Source organism: Rossellomorea pakistanensis (assembly GCF_016908495.1).
Lineage (GTDB): Bacteria > Bacillota > Bacilli > Bacillales > Bacillaceae_B > Rossellomorea > Rossellomorea pakistanensis.
In genome coordinates, this window is record NZ_JAFBDZ010000001.1 from 1,102,551 (window position 1) to 1,121,246 (window position 18,696).

The window sequence follows — 18,696 nt, forward strand, 5'->3', positions numbered from 1 at the left end:
AGTCTATGAATTCAGCACGTCATACTTTTCCAAGAATTTCGTATTAAAATCACCTTGGACAAACGTTTCGTGTTCTAACAATTTCAAATGGAACGGGATCGTTGTATGGATCCCTTCTACAACAAATTCACTTAAAGCTCTCTTCATTCTAGAAATTGCTTCTTCACGAGTTGCACCATAAGTAATGACTTTAGCAATCATCGAATCATAAAAAGGAGGAATCATATATCCCGGATAGGCTGCAGAATCCACTCTTACTCCAAGTCCTCCTGGGGGTAAATAAAGTTCAATTCTACCAGGTGAAGGCATGAAGTTCTTTTCTGGATTCTCAGCATTGATTCTACATTCCATTGACCAGCCGTTAAACTGAACTTCCTCTTGTGAAAGTGAAAGCATCTCACCAGAAGCAACACGAATCTGTTCTTTAATTAGATCGACTCCTGTTACTTGTTCTGTTACTGGATGTTCTACTTGAATTCTAGTGTTCATTTCCATGAAATAGAATTTACGATTGTTGTAGTCATATATAAATTCTACCGTTCCAGCCCCTGTATAATCAACTGCTTTTGCCGCTTTAACAGCAGCATCCCCCATCCTTTCTCTAACTTCTTGATCTAGAGCAGGTGAAGGAGTTTCTTCTATCAGCTTTTGGAGTCTTCTTTGAATTGTACAATCCCTTTCACCTAGGTGAATGACATTCCCAAAATTATCGGCCATCACTTGGATTTCAACGTGACGGAAATCTTCAATAAATTTTTCAAGATATACGCCTGGATTCCCAAAAGCAGTAGCGGCTTCTTGCTGGGTGATATTGATCCCTTTAATTAACTCTTCTTCCGTTCTGGCTACGCGAATCCCTTTCCCGCCACCACCAGCTGTTGCTTTAATAATGACAGGATAACCAATGCCTTCAGCAATATTCACTGCATCATTTGTATCTTCCACAATCCCCTGTGAACCTGGGACAATAGGAACCTCAGCTACTCGCATTGTTTCTCTTGCAACATCTTTTGTTCCCATTTTTGAAATAGCTTCAGGACTTGGACCAACAAAAGTAATGTTACACTCCCGGCATAGCTCAGCAAAATCAGCATTCTCCGCTAAAAATCCGTAGCCTGGGTGAATGGCATCACAATCGGTCAATTTTGCCACTGAAATGATATTTGTAAAATTTAAATAACTGTCTTTGCTTGCTGTAGGTCCAATACAGTAAGCTTCATCTGCCAATTGGACATGTAAAGCTTCTTTATCAGCTTCTGAATAAACAGCAACGCTCTCAATATCCATATCACGACATGCACGAATAATGCGTACCGCGATTTCTCCTCTATTGGCAACAAGTAGCTTCTTAATCATTCAAAAATCGCTCCTTATTTAAGGCTTAACTAAAAATAACGGTTGTCCATACTCAACTAATTGACCGTCTTTTACTAATATTTCTACAATCTCACCGTTAACCTCTGCTTCAATTTCGTTGAATAATTTCATCGCTTCTACAATACAGACAACACTTTCAGTATTTACCTTTGATCCAACTTTAACATAAGCCCCTGCATCTGGTGATGGAGATTGATAGAACGTTCCAACCATCGGAGATACTATTTTATGTAGATCAGCATTATCCTCTGTTTTAGTAACTGCCGGAGTTTCTGTTACTTCCACTGAACGCGTTGTTGGTTCTGGTTGTGGAGCCTGTTGAACAGCTTGTGTTTCAGGCTTGGCCACTGTATGTACAGAAGCTTTTGGCTGTTCTTCAATGAAAGCTACCCCTGATTTTTTCTTTAATTTTATCTTAGAACCTTCATGTTCATAAGAGAATTCATCAACACTTGAATGATCGACGAGTTTAATAATCTCGCGGATTTCTTGAATCTTTAACATGCTTGACACCTCTCTGAGTTATATTAAGATTATGACTAGCTACTAATATCATACGATAAGACCATGTCATATTCAATCACAGAATACTTTTAAGGAAAAAACGATTCCACAGTCTCTTTTATTGTAGTCTTTTTTCATAAATTTTAAAATAGTAGGACAGAAAATAATAAAAAGAGAACGGACATTATCATCCGCTCTCTATCAGCATCCGTTTATTCAACTGCCTGAAAATCTACAGCTACATGTTTAAGTTGACCAATCTCTGACTTCACTAATTGAATGATTTTATTCGCGGAAGCAGCATCATGCTTTTCCGCTTTAACCGTAACATTGACTTTATTAGCGTCTGCCATTACTAATGCATCTTCATAGCCTAGTGTTTTAATCATCGTTTCTAATGCCACTTCTGTTGTCGCTAACTCCTGCAATGTTTCCATTTCTTCATATGCCTTGTTTCTTTCTTCTGGAGATAAATCAGTGGAACTGAGCTTAACCTCTAATTCTTCACGGGCTTTACTTCGTTCATCCTTCATTTCTAAGCGCATTGATTCAAATTCCTCGTTACCAGCTGCTCCTGTAACAATATCCATTTCATCCTTTGATATTGTTTCTTTTCCTTCTTCACCCTTAGCTGCCTCTTCCTGTTTGCCATTATCCTTTTCTTCCTCCACTGCCGCTGTGTCTGTACCTTGCTGTGCCGGAGAAGTAATGTAGTATACAGACAACACAATCACCAAGCTTAACATCGTCAACAACCATACCGTTTGTTTTTTCAATAACATTTATGATTTCCCCCTTAATTATTATTTAGGCATAACCGCTACTTTATGTCTTTCAACATCAAGAGCTCTTGTTACTGCCTCAATAATCCAACTTTTTACTTGTATGTTATCAGCACCCTTAGCAACGACTAGGACACCGCTGACTTCTGGTTTTTTCGTTTCTAAAATAATCGGGACTTCCTTTTCCCCTTCTTGAACTATCACTATTTGTTCATCGCTTGACTTGTCTTCAATCGTTCTTTCGCCGCCCTGAGGATCTGTTTCTTTTGTCAGTTGGTTCTTTGTTGATGAATTTTTTTGATATACTTTCTCCCCAGTTGCTTCAACATTGACAACGACTGTGACATCGCGCACACCTGCTATTTGTTCAAGTGCGTCTTTCAACTGATTTTCATATTGGTTTTCAAAATCTGAAATCTTTGGAATTCCCTTTTTGCTGTTTTTTCCTAAAGTCGGAACATCCTCTTCCGCGCTCTTTGTTTGAAGTGACACCTCGGTTGAGCCTTTTTCGTCTACCTTCCAGAGATCACTTATCAGCATAAAGGCTACACCTGCTAATAATACGATGAGAAAATAATGAAATTTGGTCCCCTTTTTTTCTTTAGGAGGAGAGTCTTCACTATCTTTTGAAAGCCATTTTTTTAGCCAATGAATCGGACCTTGGTCGTTTTTCATTTACTCTTCATTCCCCCCTTCGACTTCAATCACTAGTTTGTCGTTTGGAACATTCCATTGCTTTGATAGCAATGATGAAATGTCTTTTACGTCCGGTTTTGTTTGCGGATCTTTTTCTGAACTTACTTCAATTGGTTGAATTGCAGCAACAGCAGATGGGGAATTGCTCTCTGACAGAACTACATTGACCTGTTCAATACTCTCAGGTAAATTCTCAATATCGCTTGCCTTAAGTTTTATATCTACAATTTCTTTATCAAACCGTTCGATCATCTCCTTTTCCACATCTTGTTTCATTTGGACAGCCATCTGTTCTAAAATATATGCACGTTGTGATGCTTGTATTTCTTTTTTCTTCATTTCTATTGAATTTTCTACTGAAGCCGATTCTACTTGCCCTTCAAAATGAATAGCACCAATCGCCTTTTCAAAATCGGTAGATAAAAGTTTGAACAGGGGGGTGAGGATAATAGTAATCAATATTAAGCCGGTGACAATCTTCGTATATTTTTGCATACTTGAACTTGGAAGAAGCATATCTATAACGGTTGCTAGTAGAACAAATATAATAATATTCGTTATCCATTCTGTTAAATAATCCATCATATCCCCCCTAACGTATCATCATCGTAATATTTCCTGCTGCAATAATAATTGTAATACTGAGAAAAAACATGAAAGACACGATCGCCAGAGCCGCAAAGACATAAATGATACTTTTGCTAATCGTATCTAAACACTGAATAACCGGACCTCCACCCAGCGGTTGAAGTAATGCAGCTGCTAATTTATAGATAAAGGCGATTAACAATACTTTGATTGCCGGAAAGGCAGCAATCAATAATAATATGACAACCCCTGCGATCCCAACTGTATTTTTTAAAAGTACTGAAGCACTGATGACCGTATCTGCAGCATCCGTGAACATCCTTCCTATAACAGGGACGAAATTTCCCGTCACAAATTTTGCTGTTCTGATCGTAATCCCATCGGTCGCAGCAGAGGTTGCTCCCTGTACCGAAATAACCCCTAAGAATATCGTCATGAAAGCCCCTAATAAACCAATGCTCCATGTCCGAAGAAGATTAGCGAGCTGAGTGACCTTGTAATGAGTTGATAATGTACTAACGATATTTAACAAGGCCGATAAAAATAATAGAGGAAGAACGACATTTTGAATAAGTAGGCCGCTTGTGTTCATAAGAAAGATGATCATCGGATGAAAGAAAGCTGCAGATAAAGCACCACCCGAAGCGGCTATTAGTGCTAACAGTAATGGAATTAAGGCCAAGATAAAATGGATCATCGTGTCGATGGCTTCCTTCGTGTATTCAATTGCGATATGAAAGCTATTTAGAGCAATAATGATGAGGACCATAAAAACAATGGCATAAGCAACCTTACTAACATTTCCATTCTCAAAAGCGTTTTGAAGAGACTGCAGAAACATACTAAAAAGTGTAAGTAATATCAGGGTTCCAAGTAATTTACCATTTGCAATTAATTCATGGAAAGCAAACTTGAAAATACCTGTAAACCACGTTTTGAAAGAAAACTGCTTGTCCCCTTTTATAAAATCAAGTAAGCTTCCTTTTTGGCTTTCTGGAAGATAGCCCCCATATTGATTCGTAATACTCTCCCAAAAATCTTTAAGCTCGGTAATATTCAACTGTTCCATCTGTTGATCAACAAGCTCTTCCTGAATAGACTCTTGATTCACTTGATTTTCTTGGGTTTCAAACTCACCTTCCGCTCGGGCAGCCGTTGTAAAGAATGTAAATAGTAATAATACCGTGAATAAGATCTGCATGATTTGCCGCAACTTTTTCACCTCGATTGACAAGATCACTATCCGCCTGGAATCATATTTATGATGGTTTCAATCATGACAGTTAAGATAGGGACTGCCATTGCTAGAATTAATATTTTTCCTGCAAGCTCAACCTTTGCGGCGATTGCTCCTTGTCCTGCATCCTTCGTAATATGTGACGCAAATTCCGCAATGTAAGCAATACCGATAATTTTTAAAATCGTTTCTAAGTAGACCATGTTTACATGGGCATTTACTGCAAGCTTTTCTATCATGACAATAATTTGATTAATCTGGTCTACTAAAAACAGGAAAATCGAACAACCAACAAAGACAATTAATAGAAACGCAAAATTAGGTTTCTGTTCCTTAATGATCAGTGCAAGGAAAGTAGAGATAAGTGCAATGCCCGCAATTTGGATGATTTCAATCGCTTATTCCCCCTCTAGCCCTGAAATAAGAAAACGGATTTGATTTTTTGAAACAAATCATCTACGATTGACGCCACCATAAAGAGGATGTAGATGAACCCGAATAAAGTGACCCACTGTGCGTATTCTTTTTTTCCCACTTGATCTAATATGGTATGAAGAAACGCCACGACAATGCCAACACCAGCGATTTTAAAAATTACATCAACTTCAATGCCCATTTATTCCCCTCCTGATCATTAAAGCAATAAAATGATGAGAAGCAGGCCTGATAAAAATCCTAAACTTTTCGTCATTTTTTCATATCGTTTTTGTCTTTCTTGAGCTTCTTCTTCTTCACGTTCTAAATGCGTCAAAGCGAGGAGAATTTGCTTTTGTTGTGTAACTCGATCATGTTTACCTAAATTCTCACCAAACTGCTTTAATACTTCATACTCCCCAGATTTTAATGCTGTAAGCTTCCATACCTCTTCAAGACTTTCCTCCCAAGCATCCTTTACAGTTGTTTCTTTACTTGTAAGCTTGTTTGAAAAGCTTTCAAAAAACCAAGCTACAGGCTTTTGAAGCTGCTTTGCTAATTTTCTAGAAGCCTCATGTAATGGAGTATGTCCATACATGATTTCTGCCTCTAAGCTCTGTAAAGCGACCTTAAAAATTCGTAACTGTTTGGTTCGTTCACTCAAATATTTACTTGCTTCAAAACCTGCCCATGAGGTTGATAGTAGAATAAACACAGCGCCAATTATTTTTATCATTTAGGTCACACTCACTTTATGAACAAGAGAATTCCCCCATTGATCTTTTATATTGGTGATCGTTCCGGGTGCCTGCCCTCTTTTCAATTCTATATATCTCTCAATTGTATGGAGTTCAACAATGTCTTTAATAAATGGTCTTTGTTTAATCTCTTCTAAAGAGGATCCATGTGTTGTCATGATTAAGGTGATCCCAGCATTCACTGCCTCCAAAATGGCTTGACCATCTTCTTCTCGTCCAATTTCATCCACGACAATGACATCTGGACTCATAGATCTGATTAGCATCATCATTCCCTCAGCCTTCGGACAAGCATCCAATATGTCTATCCTTGGACCAAAATGAAGTTGGGGAACTCCATTAACACAGCCCGCTATTTCTGAACGCTCATCTACAATCCCTACCTTTTGTGGAAGAATGTTTTCTTCTGGAATTCCGGTAGAGATCATCCTGGCAATATCTCTAAGAAGAGTCGTTTTTCCTGTTTGCGGAGATCCAATAATCATGGTGTGTTTCCAGTGGTTCTTAAAAAGGTAAGGAAGGAGTTTTTCCGATATTCCTGGCTGCTCTCTGGCAATTCTTATATTGAATGAGGATAGATGACGGATGGCCTTTACCCTTCCAGCATCAAGAATAACCTTACCTGCTAGTCCTACTCGATGCCCACCTTCAATCGTTATGTAGCCCCTTTTTAACTCTTCTTCAAGAGTATAAAAAGAATGTTGAGCTAGTTTGTTGATTAAAAGTTCTGCATCCTGATTAGTGACATTGTATGAAAGAAATTGCGGATTTCCTTTAATTGTTACTTCGAGAGGACGATTAATTCGAATTCGAATTTCTTCTATATGATCTTTTAAATAAGATGGCAGTGCTTGAATTTTTTCTGCAATGTTTAGTGGTATGACAGATAAGACTTCTTCCATATTTCCTCCTCCTTTGTACATGCCTCCCGATACTAAAATGTATTCTATGTAAAGAAGAATATGACAACAATTGAAGTCATAGAAAAAAAGACGTACCGATGTACGCCTTTTTTCTAATCATTAGAGTTATTTCATAAGAAGATGCATCAATAATGCTTTTTGTGCATGCATTCTATTTTCAGCCTGTGTATAAATGATAGAATTCTCTGACTCTATTAAATCTTCCTCAATTTCAAACCCGGGGTGAACGGGCATATCATGCATGATGTATGGAGTATATCCTTTTAAATTTTCCATTGTAATCGAGTATGGGCTCATTTGCTCGATTCTAGTCTGTTTTTCTTTATCGTACATGGGGTCATTAAAATATTCCATGTCTACCCATGTATCAGTATAAATAAAATCAGTAGTAGCGAGTGCAGCTTCTAAACCAGATAAGTGTATAATATTCCCACTCTTCTTCGCTTCCTCCATAAGCTCTTTATCCCAAGATGCTTCATTAATCATTGGAGTTACTAATTGCAATTTAACACCCAGCTTTAATGCCGCAATGATTAATGAGTTGGTTACATTATTATGGATTCCTGCAAATGTAAGCGTTACTCCATCAAATTGTTTTTTGATTTCATAAATTGTCATCATATCAGCCAATGCTTGTGAGGGATGATATTTATCACAGCACCCGTTTATTACTGGCACTGAAGAATACTTGGCAAGTTCCACTATATCACTGAACTTTTTTAAACGTGCCATCATAATATCACAGTTTCTTGATGCATAGCGTGATTCATATTGAATAGGAGAAATTGTAAAATTGCTTTTATCCCAATCTAGCTCTACTGCATATCCGCCCAATTGATTGATAGCAGATTGATAGGAAAGTGTTGTTCTCGTGGATGTTTTTTGAAACATAAGAAGCAATCCTTTTTTCTCAAGTGCGGAATAATAATCCTCCGGTTGTTTTTTTACTTTCATTCCTTCTATTACAATGTCACCAATTTCATGTTCGCTTAATTCTTTCAATGTTAATATATGTTTGATAATAAGCCCTCCCAAATTTGAATAAATATTCATTTAGTATTATATTTATTATAAAATTTACTGCAATATTTGGGTTTAGTCAATGGTTATTTTAATTTTTATTAGTTCAAAAGAATATATATCCATAGGGATGGTTCATTAAATTTGTTGTCTTTTTATGTTCTTTTTTTATTAAAGGTTCTTTTCGTAATGATTATTGTTATTTAACCCACAGCCTGAATACACTTCGCGCACCTAAGAGTGACCGTGAGCCTACTAGCTATGCTTATGTTTCGCGGTCTCACTTTAGCCACTGTTCCCGCAGGAGTCTACGTGTATTCAGGCTGCTCAATGCTTTGAAAATCTATTTCCGGCTTATCTCAGGTAGCAACAAACTTTTAGAAAACAGCCTTTATTAAAAGAAAGAAAAACATAAGGAGAAATGATAAATTCTTCTGGGTTGCAAGCGAAAAGTTTAGATACAAAAAGAAGCTGCCCCTTATGGGACAGCCCTTTCAGAAGATATTTATATTTAATTAAGCACGGGACACATATGATCCGTCTGTTGTATTAATGACGAGAACATCCCCTTCATTTACGAAGAAAGGAACGTTAACGGTTAATCCTGTTTCCACCGTTGCTGGTTTAGAGCCTCCAGAGGCAGTATCGCCTTTAATACCTGGCTCTGTTTCCGTAACCTTTAATTCTACCGAATTTGGTAATTCAATTCCTAAAGTTTCACCTTGATACATCATGATTGAAACTTCCATGTTTTCTTTAAGAAATTTTAGTTCATATTCAATAGCACTTGCCGCTAATTCGATTTGTTCATAAGACTCATTATCCATGAAAACATGCATATCTCCATTAGCATATAAATATTGCATTTTTCGATTATCGATTTGTGCTTTCCCTACTTTTTCTCCGGCACGGAACGTTTTTTCTTGAATCGCACCTGTGCGAAGGTTACGAAGTTTAGAACGAACAAACGCTGCACCTTTTCCTGGTTTAACATGTTGGAAATCAATTACTCTCCAAATACCATTGTCTACTTCAATTGTTAATCCTGTACGAAAATCATTTACTGAAATCATGTTTTTTTCCTCCTGTAGTTCAAGGCCGCTGATTTATAGTCCACAGCGACAATCATTTCATCTTATTCTAAGTCCGCTATATCTGCTTAAAGAATAATAAGATCTTTTGGTGAGATCGTCAGAGTTTCATTACCATTTTCAGTGATGATGGTATCATCCTCGATACGAACTCCCCCGATTCCTTGGACATAAACCCCTGGTTCGACTGTAACAACCATGCCTGGCTTTAATTCAATTTCAGAACGGAAAGATAATCCTGGTCCTTCATGAACTTCTAAACCTATTCCATGGCCTAAGGAGTGACCAAAATTCTCACCATATCCTTTTTCAGTGATATAATCACGTGCAATGGCATCCGCATCCTTGCCAGTCATGCCTGGCTTAATTCCAGCCATTGAGCGTAACTGCGCTTCCAAAACAACATCATAAATTTCCTTAAGCTTTTCACTTGGTTCCCCAACTGCAACTGTACGTGTCATATCAGAAGCATATCCCTTGTAGTATGCACCATAATCCAGTGTAACAAAATCACCTTTTTCAATCTTTTTGTCACTTGCAACACCATGTGGTAGTGCAGAGCGATAACCAGATGCAACAATGATATCGAAGGATGATGATGTTGCACCGCTTTTTCTCATAAAGATTTCCAGTTCATTTGAAACCTCTAGTTCGGTAACTCCGGGCTTGATAAAGTCTATAATGTGCTTAAATGCAGCATCCGCAATATCTGCGGCATCCCTTAATATATTAATCTCAGTTGATGTCTTAATCAAGCGTAAGTTTTCAATAACTTGTGAAATCGGAATTAGTTCTGCTTTTACATGTTTACGATAGGATTCAAACGAAGAATATGTCATATAATCTTTTTCAAATCCTAATTTTTTAATTCCAAGTTGCGAAACTTGTGATGCTACTTCTTCAGGAATAGGCCCTTTATGCTGAACAATCTCAAAGTCCGCCGCTTGTTCAGTCGCCTGTTCTATGTAACGAAAATCTGTGATAAAAAGCGCTTTATCCACTGTGATTAATACTACACCTGAAGAACCTGTGAAGTTTGTCATATAACGGCGATTAAAAGTACTTGTAATAAGGATGGCATCAATACCTTCTTTTGAAAAAGTTTCCCTAAGCTTTGTTAACTTTGTCATTTCGTATCCTCTCCCCTTAAATAATGAACTAATGCTCGTATCGCTAATTCATATCCGAACAAACCAAAGCCTACAATCTGCCCGATCGTTACTCCCGCAGTTACTGAATGATGTCTAAAGGCTTCCCGCTGATGAACATTGGAAATATGTATCTCTATAACAGGTAGGCTAACCGCTGAAATGGCGTCTCGAATCGCATAGCTATAATGTGTGAATGCTCCTGGATTCAAGATGATTCCTTTTAGACCATTATCCTCTGCATCATGAATTCGATCAATAATCTCTCCTTCATGATTGGATTGAAAACACTCAAGTTCAAAGCCTTCATCTTTCGAAAGAGTCCTTAAGCGATCCTCTAGGTCCGTTAATGTCGTATTCCCATATATTTCAGGCTCTCTTTTTCCTAATCGATTTAAATTAGGACCATTCAAAAGTAATAATTTGTGCATGGTTGCTCCCCTAAAAAAATAGAATGTTCACCAAGAACATTCTAACATAAATAAATTAACAAAAACTACTTAATAGTCTAAAAATAAAGCTAGGATGACCTTGCTTCTTCCTTTTCAGCTTGATGTCGCAGCTCATTTTCTTCATAGGAGATCGAGTATCCGATAAAAACACCATACAAAATGTAAAGGCAAATCGTCGTAATTATCGTATTTATATCAATTTCAGTAATAGGTTTCATACTTGGAAATAAAGGATGTAAAACGAGGAAAACTCCGAGAAAGAGGACTATACCATAAGCTGCCCCTGCCCAGACTGACTTAAATTTCTTCAAAATACCATAATAAACTAATGCAACACCTATTGATACAATCCCATAGGCAAAAATCGAAATCACTATCCCGAGCCAAGTATCCTTCCATTTGCCTATCGCCCATGGTTCAAGAATGATGTTTGGTTCAATTTGTGTGAATGAGAACATGTAACAAATATAACCGATACTACTCCATAAGAGTCCACCAATAAATCCTGTAATAACGACCATTGTGATAAATGACATCGGTTTTTCAGACTTATTTTGTTCTAATTTAGGGTCCTGTGCTTTTTCTGGTTGATCAGACATAATCCTACACCTCCATTTGTAGTATGTCCAAATGGTTATAAGTCTTTCATATTTTATTGAAAAGAACAGAAATCTCCAATATATTGAAGGCTTTTCTAGAATAGAAAGCGAACTTTTAGTAAAATAGAAAGTAAAGACATAAATTCACTTTAGGTTGGTGTACACATGGAAAAAAATCAGAAGCCCGCATATGGAGGACAGGCTGTTGTTGAAGGTGTAATGTTTGGTGGAAAGCATCATACAATAACAGCAATAAGAAGAACTGATGATAGTATTGAATATTTTCATCTGCCAAGAAAATCGAAGCCAATACTTCAGAAATTAAAGAAGATCCCTTTTTTAAGAGGGATTGTCGCAATTGTTGAAGCAAGTGCAAATGGTTCCAAGCATCTAAACTTTTCATCTGAAAGGTATGAAGTAGCGCCTGAAGATGACGAAAAAATAAAAGACCAGGAAGTTTCAAAATTATCGATGATCCTTGGAGTCGCTGCTATCGGGGTCTTGTCCTTCCTATTTGGAAAATTTATTTTCACATTAGTTCCGGTCTTTCTGGCTGAATTAACACGCCCCGTTTTTTCAGGCGATTTTGCCCAAATCATGATTGAGGGTCTCTTTAAGCTTATCTTATTATTAGTATATATCTACTTCATTTCCCTTACCCCGTTAATTAAAAGGGTATTCCAATATCATGGTGCCGAACATAAAGTGATTAATACGTATGAACATAATTTAGAATTAACTGTTGAAAATGTTCAGGCCCAATCGAGATTGCATTATCGTTGCGGCAGCAGCTTTATTTTGTTTACCGTTATTGTAGGGGTTTTTGTATATATGCTAGTCCCGACAGAACCACTTTATGTACGCGTATTAAATCGAATAGCGTTAATTCCTGTAGTATTAGGAATTTCATTTGAAGTTCTGCAGCTAACGAATAAATTACGTGATATACCAGTATTAAAAGTTCTAGGCTATCCAGGGCTGTGGTTACAGCTATTGACTACGAAAGAGCCGAGAAATGATCAGGTTGAGGTAGCCATCGCTTCCTTTAATGAACTATTAAAAATGGAAAAAGATACAGAATCGCGATTAAAAACAGAGGAAATTGTCTAAATTATATGTAAGGCGAATTTTCCCACTTGAACGGAGAAGGTGGGATATCTATTCCTATACGGTATAAGCTGAAAAATTGGTTCTTAAGGAGGGGGCTTTCTTGAAGGCACGCTATTTGCTGGCAGTAATCCTAATATCTTTAGCCACAATAGGTTTAGTCTCATTTTTAATAAAAGATCCACTCGCTCTTTTAAGGAGTATATTTATTTATGCTGCTGTAGCTGGAATAATCTATTTCATCTATCGCAAATGGTTTAGTTCAAAACCAAAAAACAAAGAGCAACGTGCGTTTGCAAAAGCGGCAAAAATGTCTAAAAAAAGGATTAAGAAGAAAAATCCTACTGTAAATGCTTCAGGGCAAAAACCAAAAAAGAAACCGATCAGAAAAAAATCAACTGCACAATTAACCGTTATTGAAGGCAAAAAGAATAAAAAAAACAAAAGAGCTTCGTTATAAGAAATGCGCAAGCGCCTTGAACAGGCCAAACGAGCATAAGACGAATCAAATAGAAAGGGTGATATTTTCCCTTTCTATTTGATTTGGCTTATGACTCGAAGTAGGCGCTTACGCTTGCCACTGATAAATCTATTTATCCGTAAACACTCCAATTATAAAGCGGGTGGTGCCAGGCACCACCCGCTTTATGTCGAATTTTAATAGGACCACATTTTGATAAAATCATCCGCTAGACTGTGACCATATTGGATTAGAGCTTCCTTTTTTTCTTCCGTTATAGAAAACTCTGTTGAAAAAACCCCTTCTGTCGGTATAAAAATCACATTTTTTTCGAGTTTTCTAGAAATATAACGGGAGTCATGAGCATCCTTCATAGTATGAAACAGAGCCTCGAATAGGTTAATGGCATTATCAATTTTCCTCTTCGGTCTCTCTTCAATATTCGGACTTAGCTTAACCCCAACAACTGGTCGTAATTTTTTCATATTATCATTCTCAAATAACCACATAGGAAAATTACTAAGAACTCCACCATCGACTATTTTGCTTACACCTTCTAAACTTCTTAACTTTACTGGTTCAAAAAAGTATGGCATGCTCGCACTCATTCGAATCGCTCTTGCTACAGGGAACGTTTCTTTTGCAATCCCGTACTTTTCTAGGTCATCTGGCAGGACTAATAATCTTCCGTTCGATAAATCCGAAGCAATGACCCTAAGGGAATGGGGAGGCAAATCAGCAAATGTATATACTCCTTTTGCTTTCAGTTTGGATTCAATCCATTTTTCTAAGACAGCCCCTTTGTATAACCCTAAACTCCAATATACTTTTAACCATTTTACGAAAGGGATACTAAAAATAAATGAATTCTTATCTAATAAATCCGTAAGGTCAACTTTACCCATAGCATTAATCAGTTCTTCACTTTTATAGCCAGACGCAATAAACGCGGCTACTACTGCGCCTGCACTTGTTCCTGCTACTCTTTTAAAAACAAATCCTTTTTCTTCGAATGCCTTGTACGCACCTAAAAGTGCAAGACCTTTTATACCCCCACCTGAAAAAACTCCATCGATGTCCATAGGATGAGCTCCTTTATTGTGGATTCCCCCTACTACATCTTTAATCTCGACAAGAGCAAAATAGAATAAAAAAAGTGGAAGAGAACATGGTCTCTTCCACAGTTTTCATTTTATTATAATCCACATTTCAGTTGAGCACCGCAATTCGTACAAGTGTTGCAGCCACCCATATCTTTGACAGTACCTTTTCGGCATACAGGGCATGTATTTCCAACTTCAGATCCAATGGTTACATCTGTTGAACGGACATCCTGTATCGTATCTAATAATACTACCGGCTTTTTGTCTGCTTGGATTTCCGTATTCTCTTCCTCGTCATCAAAGCTGTTTTCTTCTGCTTTTAATGTCAAGACTTGTGAATCACGACTTCCATCAACGTAAACAGTACCACCTTTTGCCCCGCCTTTATACAAGCGTTCATACACCTTCTCAACCTGTTCAACTGTATAACCACGCGGAGCATTTACAGTTTTAGATATCGAGCTATCGATCCAATTCTGGATAACACATTGAACGTCTGCATGTGCCTGTGGTGCAAGGCTCATTGATGAAATAAACCATTCCGGTAACTGATCGGGGTCAGCTTCTGGGTGCTTATCTAAATATTCTTGTACTATATCTGCTTTGACTTCAATAAACTTACCAAGTCGCCCACTTCTGTAGTAGGTAAATGAGAAATACGGCTCAAGTCCAGTGGAGACGCCGACCATTGTCCCGGTAGACCCTGTAGGAGCAACCGTTAATAGATGAGAATTACGAATTCCATTTTCTAAAATCGAAGCTCTTACATCTGCAGGCATTTTTCTCATGTATCCCGTCTCAATAAATGCTTTCCGTAAACGATTTGTTTCTTCATCTGTTTCACCAGTTAGGAAAGGAAAGCTTCCTTTTTCTTTTGAAAGTTCTACAGAAGCGCGATAAGCAGTTGTTGAAATGACTTCAAACACTTTATCAACCAGTTTATTCCCTTCCTCTGAACCGTATTCTTTCTCACAATAGATGAGTAAATCGGCAAGACCCATAACACCTAGCCCTACACGTCTCTCACCTAGAGCTTGCTTTTTGTTATCCTCTAAGAAATACGGTGTCGCATCAATGACGTTATCCTGCATACGTACACCGACTTCAACGGTACGTTTTAGTTTTTCAAAATCAACCGTCTTTGTTTCTTTATCTGCAAATTGAGCTAAGTTAACAGCTGCCAAATTACAAACAGAATAGGGCGCAAGTGGTTGTTCTCCACAAGGGTTTGTCGCTACTACCTTTTGGCCGTAAGCTTTAGCATTCGTCATATCATTCGCATTATCAATAAAGAAAATACCTGGTTCTGCTGAATACGTTGCACAAATATTGATTAGGTTCCAAAGTTCTTTCGCACGCATTTTCCGATATGTGCGTACTTTATAGCCCATTTTCTCCCATTCACGAACATCACCAACATTATGCCATTCTTCATTGTAATACTTCATTTGTTCTTCGTTGTAGCTCTCCACATGTGGGAATCGAAGTTCATAATCCGTATCATTTTCAACAGCTTCCATAAAATCACTTGTTAGGCAAACAGAAATATTGGCACCTGTTAAAAACTCTGGATTATGGACGGTATAGGTTCCACCAGTTAAAAGTTTTTCTTCTGCGTTTTTGATAATCTTATCATCAAATCCACCCAGCCCTGGGATTTGCTTGTAATTAATAATTCCTTGATACATCGCTTTTTCTTGCTCGGTTAGAGGAGTGAATTTCAGCTTGTCTTGTGCTGCCTTTTTAATCTGTTCATCTTCTGTATTTTCAAGTAAGTATCGCAAAATACGAGGGTTTTGCATTTTCGAAATAATAAATTCAATAATATCAGGGTGCCAATCTGAGAGCATAATCATTTGGGCACCTCTACGGCTTCCCCCTTGCTCCACTAGATGAGTTAGCTTCGCAATGTCATCTAACCACGAAACGGAGCCCGATGATTTACCGTTAACGCCCCTTGCTAATGTATTACGTGGTCTGAGTGTTGATCCATTCGTACCAACACCGCCTCCACGACTCATAATTTCCATAACTTGTTTGCGGTGCTCTGATATTCCTTCTCGTGAATCTTGAACGAAGGGCATTACATAACAGTTAAAATAGGTAACATCTGTTCCAGCACCTGCTCCATAAAGGACGCGACCCGCAGGTACAAAATGTAAATTCACCAATTCATGATAAAATTTCTCGAACCATTCTTTTTGTTTTTCTTCTGATTTTTCTACTTGTGCAAGCCCAGTTGCATTTCTCGCAGCAATTTGCTCGTAATAGACTTCCAATGGTTTTTCAATGACATCAAGAGGTCTAGAAACGACTCCTGTTTCGATTTCTTCTGGTCGATCGATTGCACTGCGATACTCTTCTTCAATCCATACGTTTGCTTTCTTATTCTCCCAATCAATGCTTTCAATGAATCCTAAACCTCTAGCTGGAAATTTTGGATCCTCCTTGATCGTCAAAACAACAAAGTCACCTTCTGTTAAGGTCACCTTTTCTGTATCTTTAAACGAATAACGATCAATCATTACGAGGCGTGATACACCTTTGTGAGTGATATGAAAACTTGAGGATATAGGATGTACTTGAGGAAATAGTCCAATGTCCTTGTTTAATCTTTCGTGGTTAATATTCCATTTTGGTTTCGACGCTACAGCCATAAATACAACTCCTTCAAACTATTAACATGCATTGATCTGTCTATCTTTGATGTTTATATCATTCATAACGTTATCATAGTGAACATTGGAATGCAATATATATACACTATATATAGTGTATAAATTTATCGACAATACACCATATATTGTGTTTCAGTCAGATAAACATAAATTTGTCAAACGTTAAATCATTTAAAAATGGTAGAATGGACAAGAATTTAAAAGTATTTTATATGAAAATTTACTTAGAACACTTTTTTTCAAGCTTGATAAAAATAGACTCTCACTCAAACCTTAGTAAAAAAGGAAAAAAGCGATAAGCCATCGCTTTTAAATAAAAAAATTTTTTTATCTTTTAAAATTCCATTCCTTATTTTCGTAACGTTCCCTTGCTAGCTTTTCTACATATTGTGTTTCTTCTTCTGATAACACATATGGTTCTAATTCAATATTTAAGCCTGTCTCAAATCCTTTTTTAAAAGCTTCTTTTGCCATTTCAATCGTAATCTTATTCGTACTAATTTCGTTAATGGCAACAGCTTTATTTTTAAATGCCCGCTGCATTCTTTCTTTCACGCGATCGTTAGGATACTTGAATAAGCTAAATAATTTGTCTTCCTCGAGGTCGAGTAGAATCGATCCATGTTGCAATATTACCCCTTTTTGACGAGTTTGCGCGCTTCCCGCTACTTTCCGACCCTCAACCACTAATTCATACCAACTTGGAGCATCAAAACAAACGGCAGAACGCGGATTCTTCAAGCTATTCCGTTCCTCTTCTGTCCTCGGTACAGCAAAATAGGCTTCTAACCCCAATCCCTGAAAACCTTTTAAGATCCCTTCTGATATCACTCTATAAGCTTCTGTCACAGTCTTTGGCATCTCAGGATGTTCTTCTGTAACGATTACACTATATGTAAGTTCGTGTTCATGGAGAACTCCTCTTCCTCCAGTAGGCCTTCTCACAAATCCTAAACCATGCTCCTCGACCTTCTCTAAATCAATTTCTTTTTCTACCTTTTGAAAATACCCGATCGATAATGTTGCTGGATTCCAGCCATAGAATCGAATCGTAGGTGGAATTTTCCCATCACTATGCCAATCTAGTAATGCCTCGTCTAATGCCATATTATAGGATGGAGAACAATTTCCTGAATCAATAAAACGCCATTTTTCCTTCGTCATGCAGCATACCCTCTTTAAATAAGAATCGTATACAGTCTATCAAATACTCCTTCAAAAACAAAGAAAAAGGAATTACCAAATCGTCAAGAATTTTTCTTTTGATTAAAGTGGACATCATGAATATAATAGTAGTTAGGGTATTAGTAGAAAGGGGAAAGAAAGTTGGAAGGATTGTATATTTTATTCATTATTCTTGGTGGAATTATCGCTTATTCTATCATTACGTTTATCTACCAAAAAAGAATTGTTAAAACTTTAACAGAGGATGATTTCCGTGCTGGCTATCGAAAAGCACAGCTTATAGATGTCCGTGAACCAAATGAATTTGATGCTGGACATATTTTAGGAGCACGCAATATCCCGCTTTCTCAAATGAAAATGAGAATGAAAGAAATTCGCCCAGACCAACAGGTTTATCTATACTGTCAAAGCGGGCTTAGAAGCGGTCGTGCAGCACAAGCTTTACACCGTAAAGGGTACCGCAATATTTATCACCTTCAAGGTGGTTTCAAGAAGTGGACAGGTAAAATTAAAGCTAAGAAATAAAGCTCTCATTATTGAGGGCTTTTTAATTTAGACTGTTTTTTCAAATAAC

21 protein-coding genes are annotated in these 18,696 nt (G+C 37.4%); 3 read left to right on the forward strand and 18 right to left on the reverse strand.

The genetic code is table 11. The annotated features are described in order from the left end of the window. Nucleotides 1-3 precede the first annotated feature (3 nt). From accC to JOC86_RS05430, 15 genes are all read right to left on the reverse strand, one after another. Nucleotides 4-1,356 carry an acetyl-CoA carboxylase biotin carboxylase subunit gene (gene accC, locus JOC86_RS05360; RefSeq protein WP_205168713.1) on the reverse strand — a complete coding sequence of 451 codons (1,353 nt, stop codon included), beginning with the start codon at nt 1,354-1,356 and terminating at the stop codon, nt 4-6. 18 nt (nt 1,357-1,374) lie between these two features. After that, nucleotides 1,375-1,881, reverse strand: a complete 507-nt coding sequence (gene accB / locus JOC86_RS05365) for an acetyl-CoA carboxylase biotin carboxyl carrier protein (protein WP_205168714.1) — start codon at nt 1,879-1,881, stop codon at nt 1,375-1,377. 212 nt (nt 1,882-2,093) lie between these two features. Then, nucleotides 2,094-2,663 (reverse strand): SpoIIIAH-like family protein, encoded by a 570-nt coding sequence (locus tag JOC86_RS05370; RefSeq protein ID WP_205168715.1) that lies wholly within the window; start codon nt 2,661-2,663, stop codon nt 2,094-2,096. Between the two features lie 21 nt (nt 2,664-2,684). Continuing rightward, a complete protein-coding gene (gene spoIIIAG / locus JOC86_RS05375) occupies nt 2,685-3,338 on the reverse strand; it encodes a stage III sporulation protein AG (protein WP_205168716.1) in 654 nt (217 codons plus the stop codon). Continuing rightward, nucleotides 3,339-3,941, reverse strand: a complete 603-nt coding sequence (gene spoIIIAF / locus JOC86_RS05380; RefSeq protein ID WP_205168717.1) for a stage III sporulation protein AF — start codon at nt 3,939-3,941, stop codon at nt 3,339-3,341. It lies immediately after the preceding gene. A 10-nt stretch (nt 3,942-3,951) separates the two neighbouring features. Next, nucleotides 3,952-5,181, reverse strand: coding sequence for a stage III sporulation protein AE (gene spoIIIAE / locus JOC86_RS05385; RefSeq protein WP_419096016.1), 1,230 nt, complete (start codon nt 5,179-5,181; stop codon nt 3,952-3,954). A gap of 5 nt (nt 5,182-5,186) precedes the next feature. Continuing rightward, nucleotides 5,187-5,579: a stage III sporulation protein AD gene (spoIIIAD, locus tag JOC86_RS05390; RefSeq protein ID WP_205170126.1), complete on the reverse strand. Its 393-nt coding sequence runs from the start codon at nt 5,577-5,579 to the stop codon at nt 5,187-5,189. A gap of 14 nt (nt 5,580-5,593) precedes the next feature. Continuing rightward, nucleotides 5,594-5,800, reverse strand: coding sequence for a stage III sporulation protein AC (gene spoIIIAC, locus JOC86_RS05395; protein WP_205168719.1), 207 nt, complete (start codon nt 5,798-5,800; stop codon nt 5,594-5,596). Nucleotides 5,801-5,818: 18 nt separating this feature from the next. Beyond that, complete coding sequence (spoIIIAB, locus tag JOC86_RS05400) at nt 5,819-6,334, reverse strand: stage III sporulation protein SpoIIIAB (RefSeq protein WP_205168721.1); 516 nt, start codon at nt 6,332-6,334, stop codon at nt 5,819-5,821. Continuing rightward, nucleotides 6,335-7,258 (reverse strand): stage III sporulation protein AA, encoded by a 924-nt coding sequence (spoIIIAA, locus tag JOC86_RS05405; RefSeq protein WP_205168723.1) that lies wholly within the window; start codon nt 7,256-7,258, stop codon nt 6,335-6,337. A 126-nt stretch (nt 7,259-7,384) separates the two neighbouring features. After that, a complete protein-coding gene (locus JOC86_RS05410; RefSeq protein ID WP_275583369.1) occupies nt 7,385-8,332 on the reverse strand; it encodes a Rossmann-fold NAD(P)-binding domain-containing protein in 948 nt (315 codons plus the stop codon). 482 nt (nt 8,333-8,814) lie between these two features. Then, nucleotides 8,815-9,372 (reverse strand): elongation factor P, encoded by a 558-nt coding sequence (gene efp / locus JOC86_RS05415; RefSeq protein ID WP_205168725.1) that lies wholly within the window; start codon nt 9,370-9,372, stop codon nt 8,815-8,817. A gap of 86 nt (nt 9,373-9,458) precedes the next feature. Continuing rightward, nucleotides 9,459-10,520, reverse strand: a complete 1,062-nt coding sequence (locus JOC86_RS05420) for a M24 family metallopeptidase (protein WP_205168727.1) — start codon at nt 10,518-10,520, stop codon at nt 9,459-9,461. Next, nucleotides 10,517-10,969, reverse strand: a complete 453-nt coding sequence (aroQ, locus tag JOC86_RS05425) for a type II 3-dehydroquinate dehydratase (protein ID WP_205168729.1) — start codon at nt 10,967-10,969, stop codon at nt 10,517-10,519. Before aroQ ends, JOC86_RS05420 begins: the two co-directional genes overlap by 4 nt. Before the next feature lie 89 nt (nt 10,970-11,058). After that, nucleotides 11,059-11,589: a YqhR family membrane protein gene (locus JOC86_RS05430; protein WP_205168731.1), complete on the reverse strand. Its 531-nt coding sequence runs from the start codon at nt 11,587-11,589 to the stop codon at nt 11,059-11,061. Nucleotides 11,590-11,754: 165 nt separating this feature from the next. On the opposite strand from JOC86_RS05430, the gene JOC86_RS05435 reads away from it, so the two are divergent. Together JOC86_RS05435 and JOC86_RS05440 are read left to right on the forward strand one after the other, a co-directional pair. Next, on the forward strand, nt 11,755-12,699 hold the full coding sequence (locus tag JOC86_RS05435; protein WP_205168738.1) for a DUF1385 domain-containing protein: 945 nt from the start codon (nt 11,755-11,757) through the stop codon (nt 12,697-12,699). 100 nt (nt 12,700-12,799) lie between these two features. Then, nucleotides 12,800-13,156, forward strand: coding sequence for an SA1362 family protein (locus JOC86_RS05440; protein WP_205168740.1), 357 nt, complete (start codon nt 12,800-12,802; stop codon nt 13,154-13,156). Between the two features lie 197 nt (nt 13,157-13,353). On the opposite strand, the gene JOC86_RS05445 is transcribed toward JOC86_RS05440, so the two are convergent. The 3 genes from JOC86_RS05445 to JOC86_RS05455 form a co-directional block, all read right to left on the reverse strand. Beyond that, the gene (locus tag JOC86_RS05445) at nt 13,354-14,238 is read right to left on the reverse strand and encodes a patatin-like phospholipase family protein (protein WP_205168742.1); all 885 of its coding nucleotides are present in this window, start codon (nt 14,236-14,238) and stop codon (nt 13,354-13,356) included. A 113-nt stretch (nt 14,239-14,351) separates the two neighbouring features. After that, a complete protein-coding gene (locus tag JOC86_RS05450; protein WP_205168744.1) occupies nt 14,352-16,916 on the reverse strand; it encodes a vitamin B12-dependent ribonucleotide reductase in 2,565 nt (854 codons plus the stop codon). 348 nt (nt 16,917-17,264) lie between these two features. After that, nucleotides 17,265-18,101, reverse strand: coding sequence for a lipoate--protein ligase family protein (locus tag JOC86_RS05455; protein WP_205168746.1), 837 nt, complete (start codon nt 18,099-18,101; stop codon nt 17,265-17,267). A 171-nt stretch (nt 18,102-18,272) separates the two neighbouring features. Here JOC86_RS05455 and JOC86_RS05460 point away from each other — a divergent pair, with 171 nt between their 5' ends. After that, nucleotides 18,273-18,647 carry a rhodanese-like domain-containing protein gene (locus JOC86_RS05460; RefSeq protein ID WP_205170132.1) on the forward strand — a complete coding sequence of 125 codons (375 nt, stop codon included), beginning with the start codon at nt 18,273-18,275 and terminating at the stop codon, nt 18,645-18,647. Nucleotides 18,648-18,696: the final 49 nt, after the last annotated feature.